Below are 23,426 nucleotides of genomic sequence, written 5' to 3'. Positions count from 1 at the left end.
TCATCCCCCCGCGTGCGATTCGGCGTCGGAGCGGAGCAGCGCCTCGACCACGGGCCGGAGCTCGCCGGCGACCAGGGCGTTGCCGCGATCACTGCAGTGCGGTCCCAGCTTGCCGTAGGAGAACAGCCCGGCCCGGTCCGGATCGTGGCGGAACCGGCCGGTCAGGTCGACGACCGGCAGGACGCCCGCCACCTCGGCGACGAAGCCGCGGTGGGCCGTCGCGCCGTCAGCGCGCTCCAGGTCGGCCAGCTGCGGGATGACGAGCAGGACGGGATGCTTGCCCGCCGCCCGGCACACCGCGGCGAACCGTTCGACCAGGGCCCGCATGAGCCGGCGCGCCTGCGGATCGGCGTAGAGCCGGGCCGTCCACCGGGCGTTGTCGCGCAGCACCACGCCGAACGCCGCACGGACCGCCTCCTCCCGGCGGCCGCGCGCCAGGCCGGCGACGAGATGGGCCAGCACCGGAAGGTGCCGGCGGCCCCGGCGGACCAGCCTCGGCAGGTACGGGAAGCGCAGCAGGTCCGGCCGGAACTTGCCGGTGTGAAAGGGGTCGAGAGCGGTGATCTCGGCGAGGCGGTCCCGGTAGGTCGCGTACTCCCCCGGCTCGCGTACCGCGCTGCCGTGCAGCCGCAGACCGTCCGCGCCCAGGGTGAAGCGGGGTTTGAAGGCCAGGACGTTGCCGTACTCGAAGTAGTGCTTCCAGTACGAGTGCACCCGGGCGATGGTCTCCGGGACCACGCCCATGACGACGACCTGCGACTCGAGCGTCGGCAGCTCCCGTTCCAGGCGCAGCAGCGCCTGGTCCAGGCCGTAGTTGCCGACGCCGTAGTTGGCGGCGTTGACCCCGAGCATCCGGGAGAGGTGGTGCGGCCAGGTCTGGTCGTCGGCGACCAGCCGGCAGAACGTGAACGAGTCACCGAAGCACGCCACGGCCGCCGGGTCCTGCTCGAAGCCCGGGTTGCGCCGGCGGCCGTGCTCGTCGACGGCGTAGCCGACCCGGCCGCGGTCGGTGACCTCGTCACCCCGCTCGCCGGGCCGCCGGCACCAGCCCAGCTCCGGGTCGAACGAGCGGGCGACGTGCTTCTCGACCAGGCCGGGGTCGATCGGCGGGGTCAGGTCGGCCGGGGTGATCAGCCAGGGGAAGACGGGTTTGAGGCGCTTGACGAGGACGCTGACGCCGTACTCGGCGGCGAGGTATCCACCGGCGAGAGCGGCCACGGTCCGGGCCCTCATCGGGCGGCCCGCTCGTGCAGCGCGGCGAGGATCCGGTCGGCCAGCTCGTCCGGTGTGCCGTCACGTCCCGAGCTGTCCAGCACCAGATCCGGATCGGCCGGCCGGGGGAACGGGATGTCGACGCCCACCACGTCGCGTTCGCGGCCCTGCAGCGCCGCCTGGTAGAGGCCCTTGGTGTCGCGGTCGACGACCACGTCCATCGGCACGTCCAGGAACACCTCGAAGTAGCTGGAGAAATGTTCCCGGTTCCACGCCTGCCACCGCGGGAAGATCGAGAGCACCGCGGCGACCACGTGGATGTTCTGCCGGTCGAGCATCAGGCAGAGCTTGCTGAGCCGGGCGGCGTTGACCTCGCGCCCGGCGACGTCGTGGGAGAGGTCGCCGCCCCAGACGTCGCGCAGCAGGTCGCCGTCGAGGTAGACGAGATTCGGCTGCTCCGCGCGCATGCGGGCGGCGAGCCGGGTGCCCACGGTGGTCTTGCCCGCGCCGGAGAGACCGATCAGCCAAACGATCATGAAAGTGCCTTCCGTTCCTCGTCGAATCGCAACTCGCCCCGGGCGATCAGGTCCTCGCAGACGGCGAGGTCCGTGCCGCTGTCCACCTCACCCCAGGCGCCCTCGCAGGCGACCGTCTCGACCCGCCGGCCCGCGTCCAGCAGCATCCGCAGCAGGCTGGTCATGTCCAGCGCGTCCACCTCGGCCGGCGTCAGCGCGTCCAGCACGGCCCGCACCGCCGACCAGGCCGCCGGGGTGAACCGCAGCAGCCCCATGTACTGGCCCTGCACCTCCCGCACGGTGGCCGGCCGGGCGCCGATCTCGCGCAGCGCGCCGTCCGGGGCCAGCCGGAACGTCTCGGCGTCGTCGCGCGGGTCGGCGAAACGCCGCCGCCACAGCTCGGCCCAGGCCGGGTCGTAGGCGATGGCCAGCTCGCCCGGCGCGGCGGCAAGCCGCCGCACGGTCGCCGCGGAATAGACGATGTCCGCGTACGAGACCACGCACGGCCCCGTGGTGAGCCACTGTTCGGCCGCGAGCAGGGAACCGACCATGTTGGTCTCGGCCCACCGGGTCGCGCGGAACACCGTCATGTCCTGGGTGTCGACCAGCTCCGAGCGGTATCCCACGACGACGGCCTGCTCGGTGATCCCGGCGGCGCCCAGCGCGGCCCGCTGCCAGTGCAGCAGCGGCCGGCCGGCCAGCGGCACCATGCACTTGGGCCGTTCGGCGGTCAGCCCACCGAGGCGGCTGCCCCGCCCGGCGGCGAGAATGACGCCCCTCACCAGGCACCTCCGAACTGCTCCCGGATCACCTGCCGGTCCTCCTCGGCGAGGTCCGCCGGCAGCCGCTCGGGATGCCACATCAGGCCCAGCAGCGGCTCGCTCTCGTGCCGTACCGCCTTGACGACCCGGTCCGGCCCGGTCGCCCACGCCCGCAGCGGCGGGCGCACCGTGGTCGCCGCCCAGTGGTGATAGCTGTTCACGGTCCGGCTGCGGGTCCCGATCGTCACGGTCTGCCGGGCCGCCACGTGCCCGCTGACCCGCTGCAACGGGACGCCGAAGCGGCGCAGCAGCAGCTGCATGCCGCGGCACACGGCCACGACCGGCAGGCCGCACTCGTACGCCACGTCGAGCAGCGCGTTCTCGGTGTGGTCGCGTTCGGGCGCCTGCCCGCCGAACTCGGCCAGGTCGTTGCCGCCGGTGAGCAGGATCCCGTGGACCGGCGCGGTGCGCACCAGCCGTACGGCGGCGTCGGCGTCGTTCGGCACCGGCATCCCGACCAGTCCGCAGGACCGCAGGAACGGCCACCACTGCTGGTCGAGCGCGTCGCTGCGGGTGCCGTGCTCCGGGTCGACGACCACGCGCTGGGTGACGGCGATACACGTCATCGCAGGATCTCCACCCGGTGGTTGAGGCAGTCGATCTTGAGGTGCTCGGCGGTCGACCAGCGGTTGTAGAGCACCTCCCCGGCCCCGATGACGGCCGGGATGCCGAACTGGTGCGCGCGGATCGCCATGTGCGAGTTCGCGCCGCCGTAACGGGTGATGAAACCGGCGACGCCCTCGGAGAAGATCCAGTCGTAGCCGGGGTCGCCGCTGGGCAGCATCAGGATCTTGCCCTTGAGGTCGGCCGGATGCGCCGAGACCAGCTCCACCCGCCCGCTCGCGCACGCCTGGGTCACGTAGTTCGGTTCCGTGCTGGGCAGGTGGAACGCCTTCACGTCGGCCGGCTCGGTGATCATCGGCGGGAGAACGAGCCGGCGGGTCAGCTCGTAACGCCGCCTGCCCTCGGCGGAGCGCCGGCGCAGCACGGTGGCCGGGCTCTCCGCGCCGCGGTGCAGCTCGTCAACGCAGTCCACATCGAGGTACGACATCTCCTCGGCGTCCATCCCGACACTGCGCCCCAGCTGGGTGAAGAGCGACAGGGCCTCGCTCAGGTGCCGGGTGAACTCGAACTTGGAGTTCTCCCGCAGCTCGATGCTGGTGATGATGAAGTTCAGCAGCCCGTACGCGTCCTGCTCCAGCCGGTGCTGGCGCAGCAGGTCGTCGATGAGGTGCATGGTCGGCGCCGGCAGCCGGAACGGCTCGGGCGCCTCCACCCGCAGCCGGGAGTTCGGCCAGTCGAAGTAGCCGTCCGGCTCCTCGTCGTAGCGCGGCGAGCGGATGTCGTAGGTGCCGGGGCGCAGAAAGCCGTAACGGCGCAGGAACTCGGCCCGCGACAGCCCGGAACGGTCGCGCAGCATGCGGTTGGTGACCGTGTCCAGCGAGGCCATCAGCCGGGCGACGTCCTGCTCGGTGAGCACCTCGGTGTCCACCAGCGAGCGCAGGATCTCGGTGGCAATGAACCCGAGCCGGGCGAACCCGGCGAACGCCAGGGTGCCGAACCGCCGGCAGTCCTCCAGCAGCCAGTAGATCTGCGTCGGCAGGTCCAGGTCGGACTGGCGCACCTCGCCGAGCTTGGCGCGCAGCGACGCGATGCTCGCCAGGTCCTCCCGGCGGGCCGGGTGCTCCGGGTCCATCAGCTGGTTGGTCAGGCTCCGCAGCGCGCTGACGATGTCGTCGCGCTCCTGCACGCTGAACAGGTGCTCGGCCTGGTTGCTCAGGCGTTCCTGCAGGGTGAGCGAGTAGCAGGAGAAGACGACGTCGAACTCCACCTTGTCGTGCAGCTCCGGGTTGGCGGCCAGCCGGTCGATGTAGTGGTCGACCAGCCGCTCGGCCAGCTCGTCGTCGATCGAGGCGGGGATCAGCGAGTTGCAGCTCTCCCGCACCCCGATGTAGGGCAGGCCGAAGAAGTCCACCATCAGCGGGAAGCCGCGGACGTCGCGGTAGCCGTACCGGGCGCGCTGGTCGGCCCAGAGGCCGTCGGTGATCAGCCGGCGGTAGAGCGAGAGGGCCAGCGGGCGCGGCCGGGTGCCCACGATCTCCGCCGGGTTCCAGTCCGGCATCACCCCGAACACCGCGCGCTTGCCGCACAGGTGGGGATGCGGCTGGGCAGCCGTACGGACCTTGGTCGCGATGGCGGTCAGCGCCTGCTCGTGCTCGGCGTTGTCGAGCAGGGTCTCGACCACCATCGGCCGCACCTGCAGCAGGTAGAGCTCGCCGGTGCCGTCGAACGCGAACTCGATGTCGAGGTTGTCGCGTTCCAGCAGGTCCTCCAGCTCCCGGGAGAGGTCGGTCAGCCGTTGCAGGCGCGGATCGCCGCGGCCGGTGCCGTTGGTCTTCCAGGCGTAGAAGGTGCGCAGCCGGGCCCGCGCCCCGCTGGTCACCGCCGCGGAGTCACCGTCCTCCTCGTAGTTGATGACCAGGTACGGCGCGCCGGTGTTGGGATCGCAGGTGAACACCACCCCGGTCATGGTGGCGTTGACGACCAGCGGCTGCACCAGCACCAGTTCCTCGCCCAGACCGTCCAGCGCCGCCGTCTCCGGCCGCTGCCGGTAGGAGTCGATGACCGCGTCGACCGCCTCACGCAGCGCCTCCCGGCCGGCCACCCCGGCCACCGAGAGGTAGCTGCCCGGCATCAGGGTCCCCGCGTCGTCCTCCCTGCGGGTGCTGCTGCGCACGATCAGCGGTTGGTTGCCCCACGGCCGGCTCAGCACGTCGTCGAGGAGCTTGTCCGGGTCGGACTCCCAGTCGTCGACCGGGAAGTACAGCAGGGGCAGCACACGGGCCGCGCGAACCAGTGGGGCCAACTGCTCCAGCGTCTCGGCCTTGGAACCGAGCAGGGCGGCCGGTGCCGGAGAGGTCAAGGCAGGATGGTGTAACGCCATGATGCTCCTTCGTTTCCGGGCGTGCTGAGGGCAGCGGGAATCCCGTCCTGACGTGGTGGATGCGCCCAGCGATGCGTCGCCGCCGGTAAGCGCCGGAGAGGCGAAGCGGAGGTGAACATCCGCTACGCCGGTCGATCTTCACTCGTTCTTTGGAGTCTTTCAGGTAACTCCCCGCCGAACGTTCTGCTACCCGGGTGAACATCGGATTAACGACCGCGTGCTTGCGTTATCTGAAGTCGCGCCACAGTGGACAGAAGCTGGGGTATTGCGCGACGCCCGAGACTGTTAACGGATAGACCGGCGACATTGTCATATCCGTGTGATAGCGTGCCGCTCCCCCGCCGGCGGGACGCTACTCCCTCGCTGGTGGGAGGTGTTCCGGCGGGCCGGTTCGTAACGTGAGCCGCATGAGATCAAGCCGCCTCCGTGCCGCCTGGAGGTCCGCTCACGCCCCGGTGGCCGGAGTGCCCCGCTGGGCGCGAATCACCGCCTACGCCGTCCCGCTCGTGGTGCTCCCGTCCGGCATCTGGCGGCTGCCGGCCGTGTTCCGCGACGACGCCACGCTCGGCGGGCGGATCTACCTCGTCTGCCTGTCGATCGTCGCGGAGCTGGTGGCGTTCACCGCTGTCGGGCTCATCGCCGCCTGGGGCGAACGCTTCCCCCGCTGGATCCCCGGCCTGGGCGGCCGCCGGGTGCCGACGCCCGCCGCCCTCATCCCCGCGGCGCTCGGCACCACCGCCGCCGCCGCGGAGACCGTCTGTTGTCGCTGACCGATCAGAGAGGGAGACGCCATGGCGAGTCCGCGCGTGGAGCTTGACACCCGATCGGCCGAGGCCATCGACGGCCGCCATCTGCGGGCCGTCGCCTTCCAGGAGGTTCGCCTCCAATACCTGAGGAAGATCCCCCATCGGGTACGGGCCGGGGCGCGCATCCTGGTCATCGGCGGGGGTCGCGGCACCCTGCCCGCCGGACTGGCCGCCCTCGGCCTCGACGTCACCAGCGCCGACCCGTCCCCGGTCGCCACCGAGCTGGCCACCGCGGCGGTCGCGGGCGTCACCTTCACGACCGCCGCCGCCGAGGACCTGCCGTTCCCGGACGCGTCGTTCGACGTCGTCTACTGTGCCGACACGTTCGAGATCACCGGCGACCTCGACGCGGTGATCCGCGAGGCGGCCCGGGTCCTGCGGCCCGGCGGCACTCTCGTCTACGACACGGTCAACCGCACGGCGCCCGGCCGCGCGGTCTATCTCGGCGCGTTCCAGGGTTTCCGGTTCACCCGCATCATGCCGCCCGGCCGCTACGCCGCCGCGCGGCTGCGCCCACCGGCCGAGGTCGCCCGCGTCCTGGCCGCGCACGGCCTGCACAGCGAGGACGTCTGCGGATTCAGACCGGCCAGCGTCGTGCGCCTGGTCACCGCGGTCCTGCGCCGCCGCCGCGGCCGCCTCACCGACGACGAGGTCGGCCCGCTGACCGGTTTCGTCCTGGACCCGAAGGGGCCGCCGCTGGTCACCTACCTCGGCTGGGCCGCCAAACCCGATGCCGCTTGAGGCCGCCCACCGGCCGCTGCGGGCGGTCTGCGGTGCGCTGACCACCACGGTCGCGGTGTCGGTCCCGGTGTTCCTGGTCGGCGGCCTGGCGGTGCAGATCGGCGGTGAGCTCGGGTTCTCGGCGGCCGGGACAGGTCTCGCCATGGCGGCCTACTTCGGCGCGAGTGCGCTGGCATCAATGCCTGCCGGTGCGCTCGTGGAGCGGCACGGGGCGGCGCTGATCTCCCGCTGCGGCATCGCCCTGTCCATCGCGTCGCTGCTCGCCGTCGCGCTGGCCGCCCGGTCACTGGCGACTCTGGTCGGCATCCTGGTGATCGGCGCCGTCGGCAATGCGATGGGCCAGCTGGCCGGCAACGCCAGCCTGGCACGCCGGGTTCCGGTTCGCCGGCAGGGGCTTTCGTTCGGCGTGAAGCAGGCGGCCATCCCGATCTGCACGCTGCTGTCCGGCGCGGCCGTGCCGGTCGTGGCGCTCACGTTCGGCTGGCGCTGGGCCTTCGCCGGCGCGGCGGCGCTGTGCCTGCCCGCTTTCCTGCTCGCGCCTGACGACACGGCGGCCGGGGCGTCCTTCGAGACGGCGCGACGCTCCCGGCGTACCTCGAGGGCTCTGTTGGTCGTCGGTGTCGCCGCGGCGCTCGGCGCCGCTGGCGCCAAGGCGCTCGGCGCGTTCCTGGTGTTGTCGGCCGCGGAGCGCGGCGTCTCCCCCGGACTGGCCGGCGCGGCCCTCACCGTGGGCAGTGTCATCTGCGTCGGCGCCCGCGTGCTCGGCGGCTGGCAGGCCGATCGCCATCCGCGCCACCAGGTCGCGGTGGTGGCCGGGCTGCTGGCCGGTGGATCGGTGGGCCTCCTGCTCCTCGCCGCACCAGGCCCGGCGCCCCTGCTGGCCGGTGTGCTTGTGGGGTTCGGGCTCGGCTGGTCGTGGCCGGGGCTGATGAACTTCGCGGTGGTCCGCCTGCACCCACGGGCCCCGGCCACGGCCAGCGCGGTCACGCTCACCGGCGCCCAGACCGGCGCGTGCCTGGGGCCGCTGGGTCTGGGCGCCGTCGCTCAGGCGGCGGGATACCCGGCCATGTGGATCACTGCCTCGCTGGCGATGGCCGGCGCGGCCGCGCTGATGGTGCTCAGCGGCCGCGCGCTGCGGCCTCACGTGGGTGGCAGGTCGATCCAGGCGCGGACCGCCTCGTGAGCGTCCGGCGTGTCCGGGTCGAGTGAGGTGTCGTCGACCACCTGGGTGCCGGCCGTGCCGTAGGTGATCGCCGCCGAGCGGTTGGTGGTGCCGGTGATCTCACCCCAGTGCTCGACCGTCTCCCACGAGCCGCGGGTGTACTTGTACTGCACGACGGTGCCCTCCAGCACGGACAGCGTGGTCTCCCAGATGCCCGGCTCGACCTGGGTCATGGCGACCTTCCCCGGATCCCACGGCCCGAGCTCGGGCAGGGAACCCGGCAGGTGGACGATGTCGCCGGGCGGAGTGTTGGCCGGCACCCGGACCCGCCAGGTCACCCGGACCGGCTGCGGCGTGGTGTGCCGGCTGACCTCGTTGGACGGGATCGACACGCGCCCTCCGACGACCGCCCGGACGACGTAGGCGTAGGTGGTGTCCACGGCCACAGTGCTGTCCACATAGGAGTTCGTACCGGCCGGGACGGTGGCGATCGGGGCGCCGTAGACGCCGTCGGCCGTGCGCCGGAACACCTGGTGGGCGGCGCCGGGGACGGGATCCCAGGCCAGCGCGACCATCGATCCGGCGAAGCGGGTGACGGTCAGGTTCGCCGGGGCCGCCACCGCGGGCCGTTCGAGCCGGACGACGGCGCGATGCCCGTCCACGGTGATCACCGCGCGGTCACCGGTCAGGCGCGCCTGGAACAGGACGGTCGCCGCGGTTGCGGGGTCGACGCGGACGTAGCGGGTCTGCCGGATGTCCGTGCCGCGCACCGCCATGACGACGTCGGCGCCACCGGGAACGGTTCCCCGGTTGGCGACCGTGGCCCTGATCGTCACGATGTCGCCGTCCTCGGCGACGGCCGGCACGTCGAGCGCGGTGACCCGCGGCCTCGGCTCGGCATAGCGCGGCAGGGCGGCGCGATCCGCGGCGGTGGCGGGACGGAAGCGTACGGCCTGACCGCCGCCCCGTTCCAGGGCCGCTACAAAGGTGTCGTGCCGGGTGACGAGTGACCGGTTGACCGCCAGCGGCGTGGGATGGGTGGCGTAGTCGGTCGCCGCCGCGTCGGTGTACGACTCGGCGACCCACAGGCCGTGGCCGAGGAAGTCCAGCCGGTACCGCAGGGTCTGCGCGCGCTCGCCGGTCATTGCGCCCACGTACCACTGCGATCCGGCCCGTCGCGCGGTCACCAGATGATCGGCGACCCGGGCGGACAGCACCCGGCTCTCGTCCCAGTCGGCCGGCACCTCCTCGATGAACTTCAGGCCCGGCGCGCCGGCATAGTGCTCCGGAAGATCAGCGGCCATCTGTACGCCGGAGAAGTAGTTGACGTAGTACGCCAGCTGTTTCGCCACCGTCGTGTGCACCCGCCGGCCCTGGCCCTGCGGATCCCAGAGGATGTTCATGATCCCGGGGGTGTAGTCCATCGGCCCGGACAGCATCCGGGTGAACGGGATGGTCAGCGTGTGCACCGGTGGGTTCCCGGCCGAGAACGCGTCGTACTCCTGCCCGCGCACCGCCTCGCGGGACAGCGCGTTCGGGAAGGTGCGGGTCTCGCCGGTCGCGTGCACGCACTCGTGGCAGAACACGTTGATCCGGTGCTCCGCCGCCTTCGCCAGCACCAGCCGGAAGTGGTTCACCGCGCCCTGCGAGTACGCGTACTGCCCGGGGATCGCGCCGACGTACCCGGTCTTCAGGTAGTGGATGCCGAGCCGCTCGTACAGGGCGAACGCCTCGTCGAGCTGCGCCTCGTAGTTGGCGAGGTTCGCCCCCGTCTCGTTGTGCGCGACGAACTCCACGCCCTTGCTCCTGCCGTAGGCGACCACGCCCTCCAGGTCGAAGTCGTCCGCCGGGGTGGTGTAGCTCTGGTCCGCCCAGGAGCCCTCCCACCCCTTGTTCCAGCCTTCGGCGAGCACCCCGCCGATGCCGTGCGCGGCCGCGAAATCCATGTAGCTCTTGGTGCGCTCGGTGGTCGCGCCGTGCCGCGGGCCCTCCTCCCACGTGTACTGCTGGTGCTGCATCGCCCACCAGATGCCGACGTACTTCAGCGGTTTGATCCAGGAGGTGTCCGCGGCGCAGACCGCCGCGCACGGCGGGTTGAGGTTCTCCAGCAGGTGCGAGTCGATCAGCCCGCCCGCGCCCGGTGTGATGGTGAGGGCCCGCCACGGTGTGGCGCGGCCGGTCGTGGTGACCACCGCGGCCGCCCGTCCGGGCGTCGGGGTCAGCGCGGCGCGGAGCCGGCCGGGCTCGCGGACCAGCGTCATCGCCGCGTAGTCCACCAGGTCGGCCTCGTGGATCGACAGGTGGGTGCCGTCCGGCCAGCGGAACGTGGCCGGTGTCATCGTGTCGCCCATGGCGCTGTACCGCGACTGCTGCCACAGCTGCTCGTCGCCGTCGAAGGCCAGGCTGCGCGGCGACCACCAGGCGTCCGGGTCGCCGGCCAGCGCGAACTCGGTGACCTCGTCCGCGATCTCCAGGCTCGGCAGACCGGGCTGGCGCGGGATCGCGTACCGCAACGCGATCCCGTCGTCGTAGGCCCGGACGATCAGATCGAAGACCCGGCCGTCGGCCTGCCGCAGGCCGACGGTCAGCTCGCGGTGGTGGTCGCGCACGGTGGCGTCGGCGCCCCAGACCGGCCGCCAGGTGGCGTCTCCGGTACGGGTCGCGACGCGCGTCACCGCCACCCCGGCGCCGAGTGTCGACCCGTCGGCCAGCCGCAGACCGAGCGCCGACGGCAGCACGACCGTACGGCTGCCGCGCCGCACCGCATAGCGCAGCTGACCGTCCTGTGTGGTCACGCTGAGCGTCAGCCGGCCGTCCGGCGACGACACCTTCGCCGCCGTGCCGGAGGTGGCCGTGGCGACGCCGGGCACGCCGACCGCCACCGCGAAGACGAGGGCGGCGGCCGCCCTCAGCAGGCTTCTCATGGCACACCTCCGCAACCGGTTTCGTTGACCGCAGTCAACGCCCGTGCCGCGCAACAGGTCAACGTCGATCGATGCGTATGCTCGGCATCTGAAACCGGTTACTCTGCGGTGCATGGACCCCACGGCCCGGCGGCTGAACATGGCGGACGTCGCCGCGCTGGCCGGCGTCTCCAAGGCGACCGTCTCACGGGTGCTGAGCGGCGCACCCGGCGTCTCCGACGAGACCCGCGCCCGCGTCAAAGCTCTGGTCGACGAGTTGTCCTACGTCGTCTCGCCGGACGCCGCGCGGCTCAGCCGCGGATCCACCGGCCGGGTGGCCGTGGTCATGCCACAGACCACGACCTGGTTCTACAGCGCGGTGCTGTCCGGCGTGCTGTCGGTGCTGCGGCCGGAAGGCTTCGACACGCTCGTCTACCAGGTCGCCGACGACCGGGAGAGCCGCCGGTTCTTCGCGGACCTGCCGCTGCGCCGCCAGGTCGACGCGGTCATCGTGGTCGCCTTCCCGGTCAGCGAGTTCGAACAGCGGCAGCTCGCCGCGCTCGGCGTGCCGGTGGTCATCGCCGGTGGGGCGCTCGCCGACCATCCGCATGTGCGCATCGACGACGCCGCGGCGGCCCGCCAGGCGGTCACCCACCTCATCCGGGCCGGGCACGAGCGCATCGCGATGATCAACGCGGCGCTCTCCCCGGAGCGGCCCTACGCGCCGCCGATGGACCGGATGTACGGCTACCGCACCGCCCTCGACGAGGCCGGGCTCGACGCCGACCCGCAGCTCGAGGTGGACGTGCCGTGGAGCGTCACGATGGGCGCCGAGGGCATGGACCGGCTGCTGAGCGCGGACCGTCCCCCGACCGCGGTCTTCGCCTTCTCCGACGAGGTGGCGACCGGAGCGCTGCGCAGTCTGCGGCGCGCCGGGATCGCGGTGCCCCACGCGATCTCCGTCATCGGCATCGACGACCACCCGGTCGCCGAGCTCCTGGATCTGACCACCGTGCGGCAGCCCGTCGAACTGCAGGGCACCCGCGCGGCCGAGATGACCCTCGCGCTGCTCGGCGGCGACCCGGGCATCCAGCCTCAGCTGACGTTGCCGACCCACCTGGTCATCCGCGGCACGACCGCCCCCGCGGAGCCCCGTGGCCGCACCGGCGACCACGGGACTCCGGGCGGATCCGGGGTTACTGCAGGGTGAGCTTCATCGTGTTGTTCGGGCCGGACAGCAGCAGGGTCAGCAGCGGCGTGAGCAGCCCGCACCCCTTGAACGGCGGGATCGTGTAGGTGCCCTCCATGGTGATGGGCTTGAACAGCTCCACCGGGGAGGTGTTGTTCAGCGTCAGCGTCGACGGCCGCACCGTGCGGCACCCCTGCTTCACCAGGTTGATCCGCGGGAAGGCGTCCTGGTGCACGTCGACGACCTGCAGCGTGAAGGTGGTCGTGGTCGACAGCTTGGACGCGCCCAGATCGATGGTGCCGGTCAGCCCACCCACCGGCACGATCTTCACCGTCGAGGTGGTCCCGATCAGATGGGCGAGTTTCATCTTCGCGGTGAGGTCGGCGAGGTTGGCGCTGCCGGTGACCGTGTTGGTGTCCAGATCGATCAGAGTCTGCACGGACGACGTCGGGACGGCGACGTCGACGTTCGGTTTGGCGAGGTGCGTCGTACCCGTGACGTTGTTGAAGTTGATCGCGATCGGCGCGGCCTGCGCCGGTGTGGCGACGGTGATGGTGGCGGCGGCCCCGAGCAGGGCCGTCGCAGCGAGCATGATGGTGCGACGAAGGTGACCCACGGTTCCTCCAGAGTGCGTCCGAAATGTACGCGAACCGGCATGCCGACCCGAGGTTACCCGAGGGTAGCTTTCGAAGGAAGCTGGTCACGGCCACTTTCTGCCTGACGTCTGTCGATGCGAGCGGCGAGGTGGGCCATCTGTCCATGACATGACTGACGGACACGGGGAACGGGTCGACTGTGGGAATGTGAAGGGCTTCGCCATGCGCTGGTTGGCCCGCGCATTCGTCGTTCTGCTCGCCTGTGCGCCGGCCGTGGGCGCCGCCGTGCCTTCCGCGGGTTCACTGCGGGAGCCCTACTTCGGCGCTCAGGCCACGCCCGCCCAGGCCCTGCCCGGCCGGGACATCACGGTCGACCTGTCGAACCTCGACAAAGACGACCGCTACTACATGACCGCCTGCAAGGTCTGGTTCGCAAGTGAGCCGAAGCAAGCGGCGAGTTGTCCCATGGAGCGCGAATCGCCGTTCAAGGCCTCCATCAAGATCACTGTGCCTGCGCCACGCGGAGGCGACCTCGACCGCCTTCACTGGGAGGTGTCCTACTCCGCGGGCGACTCGGTGGAGGGCCCATCCCGCCCCCTCCAGGAGACCGACGTGGTGCCGTTCACCATCCTGCGGGTCGACGTCACCACCGAACCGGTGGTGGCGACACCGGGGGAACCTCTGAAGGTGGTCTTCTCCACACCGACACCTAACCTGCAGATTCACGGCTGCTACGCCACCTTCGCCGAGCTCACCAGCGAGTGTGACAGCATCCCGGCCGCTAACAAGGAAATCGAGATCGCCGTCCCCGACCACGTCCCTCCAGGCAAGCCGCTGGACCTGACATGGGTGTTCAACATCGTCTACACCGGTTCGGATCCGCCACTGGAGGACAAGGACTTCGGCGAGATCGAAGTCAGGATCGCACCGCCGCCTCCGCAGTTCGGCGTGTCGTCCTCGACCGCGCAACCGGGCATGCCCCTCGTCGTCAGCTTCCGCAGCAACACCACCGGAGTCACCGTCGACGAATGCGCGATCGAGTACCAGGGCCGGGTCCCGTGCAGTTCGGCCGATACCGCGGTGATCACGGTCCCCCGGGACGCTCGCGTGGGCAGCATGCTGCGGATCCCGTGGTCGCTGTCCTACCGGAGCAGCCGTCCTGACGAGCAGGACGACGACGACGCTGGAACCCTGGAGATCCCGGTGGTCGTGGAACTGGAGCGGTTCACCGTGACCGCCCAGCCCAGCAGAGGTTCTCCCCTCGATGAGATCACGCTGACGATCACCCCGGCGTTCCGCGGAATCACGATCGGCGGCTGCATGGCATTCTTCCCGAACGACACCGGGGCGAAATGCCAGGCCACCGACGAACGTTGGTTCGTGCGGACCCGGGTGCCCGCCGGAACCTTGCCGGGCTCGACGCTGCTGCGCTGGGGTGTGGCCTCGGTGGACGACGCCGGCGAACCGCTCTCGGACAACGGAGACCTACCCTTCGAGGTGCTGCCGCCCCGCACGACCAAGTCACCCACCACCACCCCGTCACGGAACGGCCCGACCACGCTGCCCCCGACCGAACTGCCGCCGACCGAGGAGTCGACGACACCGGCCCCCACCTCGACCGAGAGGCCGCCCGCAGCGTTCGTGGCCCGCACCGATCCGGAAGCCGCCAAGCCCGGCGGACCCGTCAACCTCTCCGTATCGGCGCTGACTCCCGGCACGGACATCACCGGCTGCCGTGCCGCGTTCAGCGGGGAACGAGTCGTGCCCTGCGACGGCGCCGGCGACCGCTGGACCGCAGAACTCACGGTTCCTGACGACGCCGAACCGGGCGATCTCCCGCTGCTCTGGGACGTCGCGGCCCGGACCGGTTCCGACAGGGGCACGATCGCCTACCGGGTGCTGGGCGGCGATCAGTCCGAAGCGCAGTTCGGCGTGCAGGTCGAACCCGCATCGGTGCGGCCCGGCGAGCACGTCCGGGTCACCCATCAGACGTTCGACAACAGCCCGGCGATCACCGGGTGCACCGCCGGCATCGCGCCCGGCGGAGTGCTCGCCGACTGCACCCGGACCGCCGCCGGCTGGGTCACCGACGTGATCGTGCCGAAGGAGGCGCCGCCCGGCACCGCGATTCTGGTCTGGCAGGTCACCTATGCCTCCGCTGAAGCCGCCGACACAGCCACCGCCGACGGCCGGACCAGCGTGGGCGTGTTGGACGCCGCCCAGCCGGAGACCCGGAGCTGGTGGAACAGGTCGCTGGGAGTCATCTGGCGGGCAGCGGCAGTGATCCTCCTCGGAGCGGCGTTCATCGGCGGCCGGATCCTGATCCGCCGCGTCTTCAGCCGCATACCGCCCAATCCGCCCAGGATTCCCGCCGAAGATCCCCGAATGCCGGATGGCGTCGACGTCGTAGCCGTCTTACCGCCCAGCCCGCCGCTGGCGACAGTCGGCGAGCCGGACGCAGCGCCGCGCCGGCTGATCCGGCTGGTTGTCCGGCAGCCGCCACCAGGGATCCGCGTCCGCGAGGAGGCGCTATGAGCGAGACCGCAACGCCGCCCATCCGTGCCCTGTTCTTCGACAACCCTGGCGACGCCGCCGCCCAGCTGGCCGAGGCCCTACGCTCCGGTGCGGCGGCTGAGGAGATCCGCAACGGCCTGGGCCGGATGCCGGCAGCCGGCAAGGACGCCGTGCTCGCCGAGGTCGGCACCGTTGCCGACGGCATCCTGGACATGGGCGTGATCGATATCTTCGAGCAGAGCTGGAACCGGTTCACCTCCCTGCGGGACGCGGCCACCCGGAGCCTGACCAACCCCGGCGGCGAGGAGCTGGTGGAGATGGCCACGCACAGCGCGTCCTTCGACTTCCAGCCCAGCGTCGAGGTGCACCTCGCCGACCTGCCGGTGGCCACGGTCGGCCTGCACGCCGCGCTGGGATTCACGATGCGCGGGCTGATCGGCGTGGTGGTCGACGGCGCGCTCGTCGCCCTCCGGGCCGGCACCTGGGACTGCGACGGCACCCTGTCGCTGGCCGGCCAGCAGGTCGCGCACCGGCAGGGCACGGTGGACATGCCCACTGAGATCCGCTTCCGCAGGCCGATCCCGCTGCTGCCGAACCCACCGACCGGCGAGTGACGCTCACCGGGAGGAGAGGTAGTCCTGCGCGACCGCCCGCAGCCGCCCGTGCACACCCTCGTAGGCGTCCGCCGCACCGAGGTACCGCTTGGCCACCTTCGCCAGCATCGTGTAGTTCGGGTCGCACACGTTGCCGACCGGCGCCTGCCCGGCCTGGCTGATCAGCTGGTAGGCGTCCAGGTGGTCCAGCCCGACCAGGTCCGCCGTCCACGTCACCAGGTCGTGCTGGCTCATCCGGTACGCGTCCTCCAGCGGCCGCGCCGACCCCGCCGACATCAGCGCCTCGTCGGTCTCGAAGCGCGGCGTCGGCGTCCCCACTCCCTTGATCACGTCGACGATCAGCACGGTGTTCATCGCGGCCTCGACCGCGGTGCCGCAGACCTCGCCCTCGCCCTGCCGGCAGTGACCGTCACCGAGGGCGAACAGCGCACCGGCCACGTTCACCCCGAAGTACGCGGTCACGCCGGCCCGCAGCTCCGGCGTGTCCATGTTGCCGCCGTGGGCGTCCGGGACGATCGTCATCCGGCTCTCGAACGCCGCGGGCGCGACTCCCGCCGTACCGTGCATGGGGTCCAGGGGAAGCTCCGTGCTGAAGTCGCCGCGCCGGGCGTGATAACGCACGACGCCCGCGTCGACATCGACGTCGTAACGCCACACCACCTCGTCCAGCGGCGGGTGCAGCATGGCCGTGGTGTGCGTGGTGGTCAGCGCGCCGAAGTGCGGGAACGTCGAGGAGACCGCCCAGTCGCGGGCCGGCACGATCTCGGCAAAGTGCACGGCGAGGGTGTCGCCCGGTTCGGCGCCCTCGATGTGGAACGGGCCGGTCACCGGGTTGAGGTAGGGGAACTCGCAGACCTGGGACGGCAGGTCGTCGACGGTGCGGACCCGGCCGCCGAAGCAGTCCTCGGTGTAGAGCTCCAGGATCGTCCCGGGCTTGACCCGGCGCACCGGCTCACGGCCGCCGAACGTGTAGGACAACTCGTCCGCGGCGGGGCGGTACTTGACCACCTCGGTCACTGCTTGCTCCCTTCGGCGAGGCCGGCCAGCTCGGGGCGACGGCCGGTCAGGTAGAAGGTGATCAGGACGATCACCCCGATGCCCAGCCACAGGAAGCCGAGCGTCTGGGCGGCGATGTCCGCGTTGATCACCACGTAGAGCAGGATCAGGAAGCCGATCACCGGCCCGACCAGGTGCCGCAGCCAGTCGCGGCTGCGCTGGCGCACCACGTAGTGGACCACCACGGCGACGTGCAGCGCCAGGAACGCGGTCATCGCGCCGAAGTTGACCAGGGTGGAGAGCAGCGAGATGCCGTCGTCGCGGGTGGCCATGTAGAGGCCCAGCACCAGCGACACGGCCGCGACCACCAGGGTGGCGTTGGCCGGGACCCGGTGCTTCTCGTTGATCCGGGCCAGGAACCGCGGCATCTGCCGGTCGCGGGCCATCGCGTAGAGCAGCCGGCTGGTGGCGGCCTGGGCGACCAGTGAGTTGGCGAAACCCCAGGCGATCGCGGTGGCCAGAGCGGTCAGGCTGGCCAGCCAGCCGCCACCGGCGGCACGCGCGGCATCGTAGAAGGCGGTGCCTTCCGGGTCGCCGTTGGCGAGCAGGCCGGGCGCGTCCGGCACCAGCAGCGACGCCACCCAGGTCTGCACGATGAACAGGACGCCGGCGAGCAGCAGCGCGGCGACCATGGCCTTGCCGATCCGGCGGGCCTCCTCGCGGCTCTCCTCGGCGAGCATCGAGATGCCGTCGAAGCCGAGGAACGACAGCACCGCGATGGACACCGCGCCGAACACCACCGACCAGGAGAAGGTGTCCGCGTTGAACAGTGGGCTGAACGAGAAGCCGGCGCCCTTGCCGGAGGCCAGCGCGCCGATGCCGATCGCCAGGAAGATGGCCAGCACGATCAGCTCGGCGATGAGCATGATCTTGTTGACCCGCGCGGTCATCTGGATGCCCAGGAAGTTGACGATCGTGTTGAGCAGCACGAAGGCGATCAGCCACAGCCACACCGGGATGCCCGGCACGAGCGAGTGCATGGCCACGCTGGCGACCAGGTAGAGCAGGCCCGGCACCAGCACGTAGTCGAGCAGGATCACCCAGCCGGCGAGGAAGCCTACCGGGGGCGCGATGCCGCGCCCGGCGTAGCTGTACACCGAGCCGGCCATCGGGAACGCCCGGACCATCTGGGCGTAGGAGAGGGCGGTGAACATCATCGCGACCATGCCGATGACGTACGCCAGCGCCACCATGCCGCCGGAGCCGCTGTAGACGCTGCCGAAGATGCCGAACGGCGCGATCGGGACCATGAAGATGAGCCCGTAGATCAGGAGGTCGGTGAAGCTGAGCGAACGACTGAGTTCCTGGCGGTAGCCGTACTTCTCGAGACTGGCGGTGGCCGGTGCTTCCGGTGGCTGAGCCATGCGATCCCCCTTCAACGCTTGAGGGGCGACGCTAATCCAAAAGCTTTCCTTAGAAAAGGTTTCTGGAGAAAGGTTTTACAGGCTGTCGATGATTCGGAGGTCCAGGCCGTCCGCGCGGGCGACGTAGACCGGCTGCACCGCATGCCGGTCACGCAGCACGAACCGCCCGCGGCCGCCAGCGCGGCCAGCAACCGCACCCCGTCGTACGCGCCCTCGCCGTGCCCGTTGAGTACCGGGGCGTCCCGGCCGAACCGCCCCGCGTACCGCTCCCCGAAGTCCAGCGCGGCATCGGTCGCCAGGGCGGCGAAGTAGCCCATCGCCGCGTACAGCTCGCCGGTGCCGTCGCCACCCGCACCGAGCAGGCCGTTCTCCTCCAGCGCCGCGCACACCCGGGCCACCCGGCCGGCGCCCGCCGACGTGGCGAACACCCGGTTGAACCGCACCAGGTCGCTGCCGACCAGGGTGAGCAGCACCGCGTCGACCCGGGCGGCCAGCACCTCGGCCACCAGCGCCTCCGCGTCCGCGGCGCCGCACGGCACCAGCCGCTCACCGGCCACCCCGGCGCCGGCCCGGATCAGATGCCGGCGGGCCACCTCGTGCACCCGGCGCGGCCACACGTAGTCGTTGCCCAGCAACATCCACCGCCGGGCCCGGCCGGTCAGCAGCCGGTCCAGCGCCGGCCGCAGCTGTCGCTGCGGCGTCTCCCCCAGCAGAAAGACCCCCGGGGTACGTTCACCGCCCTCGTACGGCGGGGTGAAGACGTACGGGATCCGGCCGCCCAGCACCCGGGTCAGCGCCACCCGGACGTCGCTGGTGTGCGTGCCCACCACCGCGGCGAGGGCGTTCGCCCGGACCAGTTCGGCCACCTCGGCCGCCACCGCGGCCGGTGGGCGCCCGCCGTCGACGAGCGTCAGCTCCACCGGCCGGCCCAGGATCCCGCCGGCCGCGTTCAGCTCGGCGGCGGCGAGCACGGCGCAGTTCAGTGCCGACGGCGCGAGCAGCCCGAGCGTGCCGGAGGTCGGCACCACCACGCCGATCCGCACGGCCTCACCCGGGTCGGGGGCGAGCAGCCGGGCCTCCAGCGGATCGGTGACCAGAACGACGTCGTCGGGCATCCGAGTATCTTCGCTGAAAGCCGTACGAAAAAGGGGGCACCGGAGTTGGCCGGGACGGAACTGCGTGCGCACCTGTCGTACCTGCTCAGCGAGACCGAACGTGAGATCAACCGGCAGCTGGCAGCCGGGCTGGCCGCCGAGGGCGTCAGCGTCGAGCAGTGGCGCATCCTGCGGGCGCTCTCCGACGGGCGCGGCCACTCGATGACCGACCTGGCCGAGGCCGTGCTGATGCCGCACCCCACCCTCACCAAGGCCGTCGACCGCCTGGTGGACAGCGCGGTGATCTACCGCCGGCAGGACACCGCCGACCGCCGCCGGGTCGCCGTCTACCTCTCCGACCTCGGCCGCGAGCTGGTCGCCCGACTGGACCGCCGGGCCGCCGAGCATCACGCCGAGGTGGCGGCCACGTTCGGCGCCGAGCGCACCGAGCGCCTCATCCGGGAACTGGAGGCGCTGGCCGCCGCCTGCCGGGTCCGGAACAATTCCACTGACCGCTGATTGTGACCGCGGCCGACACACGGGCCCAATCTGCTCAAACACCGCAGTAGCTCGTTTCATCCCGGCAAAACACCCGGTTGTCGGTGCGCAAATCAGCGCCCGGTGACGAATCGGTCACCTTGGATCTTATCTCGCCCTGACCTGCCCGGACGCTCCGGCCGTAGTACGCCGCCGGAGAGCTTGCGCGGATCCGCGGCGCGGAGAAGCATGGTCGAGCGACCGTTTTTCCCGACCCGAGATCGCCGGTCCGGCCAGAGCTCGTCATCGACGCCGGAATCCCTTCACCATCCCCACGCAACCTTCCGACCGCAGCGCACGTCGTCGCGGTCCGCTCCCGCGCGGGCCGGGAAGGAGATCGTCCATGTCCACCACCTCGTTCGGCCGTCGTACGCTCCTGCGCTCCGGCGCCGTGGCGGCCGCAGCCGCCGGCGCCGGCGGGATCGTGGCCGCACCGGCCGCCGCGTCCGGCGGCCGGCACCGCGTGCCGGCCGACCGGATCAGCATTCAGCTCTACACCGTGCGGGACGCGCTGTCGGCCGACCCGGCCGGGACGCTCGCCGCCCTCGCGGACATCGGATACACCCGGGTCGAGCTGGCCGGCACCGCCGGTCTCACGCCGGCCGCCTTCCGCGCGCTGCTGGACGCCAACGGGATCCGGGCCACCTCCGGGCACTTCGGCATCCCGCAGCCGTTCGACGCCGCCGCCTGGCAGGCGACCCTCGCCGACGCCCGTACGCTGGGCTGCCGTTACGTCGTGCATCCCTTCTTCGGCGTCGGCCCGAACGGCCCGATCCGCGACGCCGCCGTCTGGCGCGCCTTCGCCCAGGACCTCAACCGGGCCGGCGCGCTGGCCCGGGTGGCCGGCTTCCGGTTCGGTTACCACAACCACCACTTCGAGTTCCTGCCACTGTCCGACAGCTCCGGCCGGACCGCCTTCGACCTGCTCACCGCCACCGCCGACCCGCGCCTGGTGCACCTGGAACTCGACCTCTACTGGTCGTGGCGGGGCGCCGCCGACCCGGTGGACGTGATCCGGGCCCACCGCGGCCGGGTCCTGCAGTTCCACTGCAAGGACATGAACATCGACAGCGGGTTCGCCGACCTGGGCACCGGGCTGATCGACTTCCGGCGCATCTTCGCGCAGACCACGGTCGCCGAGTACATCGTCGAGCGTGACGACGCCGGCATCCCGCCCCGGGCCCCCGCGGACGCGCTGGACACGGCCGCTGTCGGCTACCGATTCCTGCGCACCATCCGGTTCTGAGGAGGCGACGGTCATGCCCCGACGCAGAACCGCATCGGCCGTGGTGCTCGCGACGTTCGCCGGGCTCACCGGCATGACGGCACCCGCCGCCGCGGCGCCCACGCCCCCACCACCACCGGTACCCACCGACCAGTCCGCGTTCCAGAAGGTGACGCTCAACGACCGGCCCGGTGAACCGATGAGCCTCGCCGTGCTGCCCGACCTGCGGGTGCTGCACACCGCCCGCACCGGCCAGGTACGGATCAACGACCCCCGCACCGGCCTCAACCCGCTCGCCGCCGACGTGCCGATCTACCAGCACGACGAGGAGGGCCTGCAGGGCGTCGCGATCGATCCGGACTTCAAGAACAACCGGTGGGTGTATCTCTACTACTCGCCGCCGGGGAACACCCCGGTGGACGACCCCGACACCCCGGACGTCAACGAGGGTGACGCGCCGGAGACCGGCACTCAGGCCGACTGGGACCGGTTCAAGGGAGTGCTGCGGCTGTCCCGGTTCAAGCTGCGCGGCAACACCCTCGACCTGCGCAGCGAACAGAAGATCATCGACGTGCCGGTGGACCGCGGCATCTGCTGCCACGTCGGCGGCCAGATCGACTTCGACAGCAAGGGCAACCTGTACCTGTCGACCGGTGACGACACCAACCCGTTCGAGTCCGACGGCTACGCGCCGCTGGACGACCGCGCCGGCCGCAACCCCGCCTTCGACGCGCGCCGCAGCGCCGGCAACACCAACGACCTGCGCGGCAAGCTGCTGCGGATCCGGGTGAAGCCGGGCGGCGGCTACACGATCCCGCGCGGCAACCTGTTCGCGCCGGGCACGCCCCGGACGCGGCCCGAGATCTACACGATGGGCCTGCGCAACCCGTTCCGCTTCGACGTCGACCCCAAGACCGACAAGGTCTACATGGCCGACTACTCCCCGGACGCCGACCATCCCGATCCCGCCCGCGGCCCGGCCGGGCACGGCCGGTGGATGATCATCGACAGGCCGGGCAACTTCGGCTGGCCGTTCTGTGTCACGCCGACCATGCCCTACCGCGACTACGACTTCGCCACCGAGACCCCCGGACCGGCGTTCAACTGCGCCGCGCCGGTCAACGACTCGCGGTACAACACCGGCCGTCGCGTGCTGCCGCCGGTGCAGCAGCCGCAGGTCTACTACTCCTACGAGCTCTCGCCGCTCTTCCCCGAGCTGGAGACCGGCGGCATCGGCCCGATGGCCGGGCCGGCGTACGACTACGACCCGCGCTACCAGACCCGGTTCAGCTGGCCGCGGGCGTTCGAGGACAAGCCGCTGTTCTACGAGTGGACCCGCGACTACGTCAAGGCGTTCACGGTGCGCCGCGGTGCGGTGACCACGATCGCGGACGTCGCGCCGAACGTCGTCTTCGACAACCCGATGGACATGGAGTTCGGGCCGGACGGCGCGCTCTACGTGCTGGAGTACGGCACCGGCTACTTCGCCGAGCTGCCGGAGGCCCAGCTCGCCCGGATCGACTGGACCCGCGGCAACCGCACCCCGGTGCCGGTGGCGACCGCCAGCGTCGACAACGGGCTGGCCCCGCTGACCGTCCAGTTCAGCAGCGCCGGCACCGCGGACCCCGACGGCGACGCCCTGCGCTACGCGTGGGACTTCGACGCCGACGGCCGGGTCGACTCCCGGGCGCTGAACCCGTCGTTCACCTACACCGAGAACGGCGTCTACGAGGCGACGCTGAACGTCACCGACTCCACCGGCCGGCGGGCCGCGTGGTCGGTGCGGATCGTCGTCGGCAACGTGATCCCGGTGGTGACCCTCACCGCCGAACCCGCCGGCGGCACGTTCCAGTTCGGCGACGTGGTCACCTTCACGGTGACGGTCGAGGACGACGCGCCGATCGACTGCGCCCGGGTCACCGTGGCCTACGTCCTCGGCCACGACGAGCACGGGCATCCGCTCAGCTCCACGGCCGGCTGCTCGGGCTCGATCCAGACGTTCGTGGACACCGGGCACGCCGGCGCCAGCAACCTGCGCGGCGTCTTCGTCGCCAGCTACACCGACGCGCCCGAGGGCGGGCTTCCCCCGCTCAGCGGATCGGACGAGGTGGTGTTCACCCCCACCACCTGAGA

The 23,426-nt window shown here is 71.4% G+C and carries 19 protein-coding genes; 9 read left to right on the top strand and 10 right to left on the bottom strand.

Annotation, left to right across the window (positions count from 1 at the left end; genetic code table 11):
• The 5 genes from AB0F81_RS09850 to AB0F81_RS09830 are packed head-to-tail and all read right to left on the bottom strand — an operon-like array spanning nucleotide 1 to nucleotide 5,471.
• Nucleotides 1–1,233, bottom strand: coding sequence for a hypothetical protein (locus AB0F81_RS09850; protein ID WP_360193838.1), 1,233 nt, complete (start codon nucleotides 1,231–1,233; stop codon nucleotides 1–3).
• Nucleotides 1,230–1,748 carry an adenylyl-sulfate kinase gene (locus tag AB0F81_RS09845; RefSeq protein WP_360193835.1) on the bottom strand — a complete coding sequence of 173 codons (519 nt, stop codon included), beginning with the start codon at nucleotides 1,746–1,748 and terminating at the stop codon, nucleotides 1,230–1,232. The genes AB0F81_RS09850 and AB0F81_RS09845 overlap by 4 nt, the downstream gene beginning before the upstream one ends.
• A complete protein-coding gene (locus AB0F81_RS09840) occupies nucleotides 1,745–2,509 on the bottom strand; it encodes a phosphocholine cytidylyltransferase family protein (RefSeq protein ID WP_360193832.1) in 765 nt (254 codons plus the stop codon). Before AB0F81_RS09840 ends, AB0F81_RS09845 begins: the two co-directional genes overlap by 4 nt.
• Nucleotides 2,506–3,114 (bottom strand): gamma-glutamyl-gamma-aminobutyrate hydrolase family protein, encoded by a 609-nt coding sequence (locus AB0F81_RS09835; protein ID WP_360193830.1) that lies wholly within the window; start codon nucleotides 3,112–3,114, stop codon nucleotides 2,506–2,508. The genes AB0F81_RS09840 and AB0F81_RS09835 overlap by 4 nt, the downstream gene beginning before the upstream one ends.
• Entirely contained in the window at nucleotides 3,111–5,471 is a 2,361-nt protein-coding gene (locus tag AB0F81_RS09830; protein WP_360193827.1) for a PEP/pyruvate-binding domain-containing protein, read from the bottom strand. Before AB0F81_RS09830 ends, AB0F81_RS09835 begins: the two co-directional genes overlap by 4 nt.
• Nucleotides 5,472–5,899: 428 nt before the next feature.
• Here AB0F81_RS09830 and AB0F81_RS09825 point away from each other — a divergent pair, with 428 nt between their 5' ends.
• The 3 genes from AB0F81_RS09825 to AB0F81_RS09815 are packed head-to-tail and all read left to right on the top strand — an operon-like array spanning nucleotide 5,900 to nucleotide 8,222.
• Nucleotides 5,900–6,262 carry a hypothetical protein gene (locus AB0F81_RS09825; protein ID WP_360193824.1) on the top strand — a complete coding sequence of 121 codons (363 nt, stop codon included), beginning with the start codon at nucleotides 5,900–5,902 and terminating at the stop codon, nucleotides 6,260–6,262.
• Between the two features lie 21 nt (nucleotides 6,263–6,283).
• Nucleotides 6,284–7,039: a methyltransferase domain-containing protein gene (locus tag AB0F81_RS09820; RefSeq protein ID WP_360193822.1), complete on the top strand. Its 756-nt coding sequence runs from the start codon at nucleotides 6,284–6,286 to the stop codon at nucleotides 7,037–7,039.
• Entirely contained in the window at nucleotides 7,029–8,222 is a 1,194-nt protein-coding gene (locus tag AB0F81_RS09815; RefSeq protein ID WP_360193819.1) for an MFS transporter, read from the top strand. Before AB0F81_RS09820 ends, AB0F81_RS09815 begins: the two co-directional genes overlap by 11 nt.
• Here AB0F81_RS09815 and AB0F81_RS09810 read toward each other — a convergent pair.
• Entirely contained in the window at nucleotides 8,180–11,125 is a 2,946-nt protein-coding gene (locus AB0F81_RS09810; protein WP_360193817.1) for a glycoside hydrolase family 97 catalytic domain-containing protein, read from the bottom strand. The genes AB0F81_RS09815 and AB0F81_RS09810 overlap by 43 nt on opposite strands.
• A gap of 112 nt (nucleotides 11,126–11,237) precedes the next feature.
• Here AB0F81_RS09810 and AB0F81_RS09805 point away from each other — a divergent pair, with 112 nt between their 5' ends.
• On the top strand, nucleotides 11,238–12,314 hold the full coding sequence (locus AB0F81_RS09805; protein WP_360193814.1) for a LacI family DNA-binding transcriptional regulator: 1,077 nt from the start codon (nucleotides 11,238–11,240) through the stop codon (nucleotides 12,312–12,314).
• Here AB0F81_RS09805 and AB0F81_RS09800 read toward each other — a convergent pair.
• A complete protein-coding gene (locus AB0F81_RS09800) occupies nucleotides 12,301–12,909 on the bottom strand; it encodes a hypothetical protein (RefSeq protein WP_360193811.1) in 609 nt (202 codons plus the stop codon). The two genes, AB0F81_RS09805 and AB0F81_RS09800, sit on opposite strands and share 14 nt — an antisense overlap.
• 148 nt (nucleotides 12,910–13,057) lie before the next feature.
• Here AB0F81_RS09800 and AB0F81_RS09795 point away from each other — a divergent pair, with 148 nt between their 5' ends.
• Both AB0F81_RS09795 and AB0F81_RS09790 read left to right on the top strand, forming a co-directional pair.
• Nucleotides 13,058–15,424 (top strand): hypothetical protein, encoded by a 2,367-nt coding sequence (locus AB0F81_RS09795; protein ID WP_360193808.1) that lies wholly within the window; start codon nucleotides 13,058–13,060, stop codon nucleotides 15,422–15,424.
• Nucleotides 15,421–16,017: a hypothetical protein gene (locus AB0F81_RS09790; RefSeq protein WP_360193806.1), complete on the top strand. Its 597-nt coding sequence runs from the start codon at nucleotides 15,421–15,423 to the stop codon at nucleotides 16,015–16,017. The genes AB0F81_RS09795 and AB0F81_RS09790 overlap by 4 nt, the downstream gene beginning before the upstream one ends.
• Before the next feature lie 3 nt (nucleotides 16,018–16,020).
• Here the strand turns inward: AB0F81_RS09790 and AB0F81_RS09785 are convergent, their stop codons facing one another.
• From AB0F81_RS09785 to AB0F81_RS09775, 3 genes are read right to left on the bottom strand one after another with little or no spacing between them, the layout of a single operon-like run.
• Nucleotides 16,021–17,034, bottom strand: a complete 1,014-nt coding sequence (locus tag AB0F81_RS09785; protein WP_360193803.1) for an acetamidase/formamidase family protein — start codon at nucleotides 17,032–17,034, stop codon at nucleotides 16,021–16,023.
• Entirely contained in the window at nucleotides 17,031–18,437 is a 1,407-nt protein-coding gene (locus tag AB0F81_RS09780; protein ID WP_360193801.1) for an APC family permease, read from the bottom strand. The genes AB0F81_RS09785 and AB0F81_RS09780 overlap by 4 nt, the downstream gene beginning before the upstream one ends.
• A gap of 11 nt (nucleotides 18,438–18,448) precedes the next feature.
• The gene (locus tag AB0F81_RS09775; RefSeq protein ID WP_360193798.1) at nucleotides 18,449–19,552 is read right to left on the bottom strand and encodes a substrate-binding domain-containing protein; all 1,104 of its coding nucleotides are present in this window, start codon (nucleotides 19,550–19,552) and stop codon (nucleotides 18,449–18,451) included.
• A 45-nt stretch (nucleotides 19,553–19,597) separates the two neighbouring features.
• On the opposite strand from AB0F81_RS09775, the gene AB0F81_RS09770 reads away from it, so the two are divergent.
• The 3 genes from AB0F81_RS09770 to AB0F81_RS09760 all read left to right on the top strand — a co-directional run bounded on the left by AB0F81_RS09770 (nucleotide 19,598) and on the right by AB0F81_RS09760 (nucleotide 23,424).
• Nucleotides 19,598–20,050, top strand: coding sequence for a MarR family transcriptional regulator (locus AB0F81_RS09770; RefSeq protein WP_360193795.1), 453 nt, complete (start codon nucleotides 19,598–19,600; stop codon nucleotides 20,048–20,050).
• Nucleotides 20,051–20,411: 361 nt separating this feature from the next.
• Complete coding sequence (locus AB0F81_RS09765; protein ID WP_360193792.1) at nucleotides 20,412–21,314, top strand: sugar phosphate isomerase/epimerase; 903 nt, start codon at nucleotides 20,412–20,414, stop codon at nucleotides 21,312–21,314.
• A 13-nt stretch (nucleotides 21,315–21,327) separates the two neighbouring features.
• Nucleotides 21,328–23,424 carry a PQQ-dependent sugar dehydrogenase gene (locus AB0F81_RS09760; protein ID WP_360193790.1) on the top strand — a complete coding sequence of 699 codons (2,097 nt, stop codon included), beginning with the start codon at nucleotides 21,328–21,330 and terminating at the stop codon, nucleotides 23,422–23,424.
• The last annotated feature ends 2 nt before the right edge of the window (nucleotides 23,425–23,426 follow it).

It is taken from the genome of Actinoplanes sp. NPDC024001 (assembly GCF_040638955.1).
In the GTDB taxonomy this organism is placed as follows: Bacteria; Actinomycetota; Actinomycetes; order Mycobacteriales; family Micromonosporaceae; genus Actinoplanes.
This window is presented reverse-complemented; position numbering and strand designations above follow the sequence as displayed.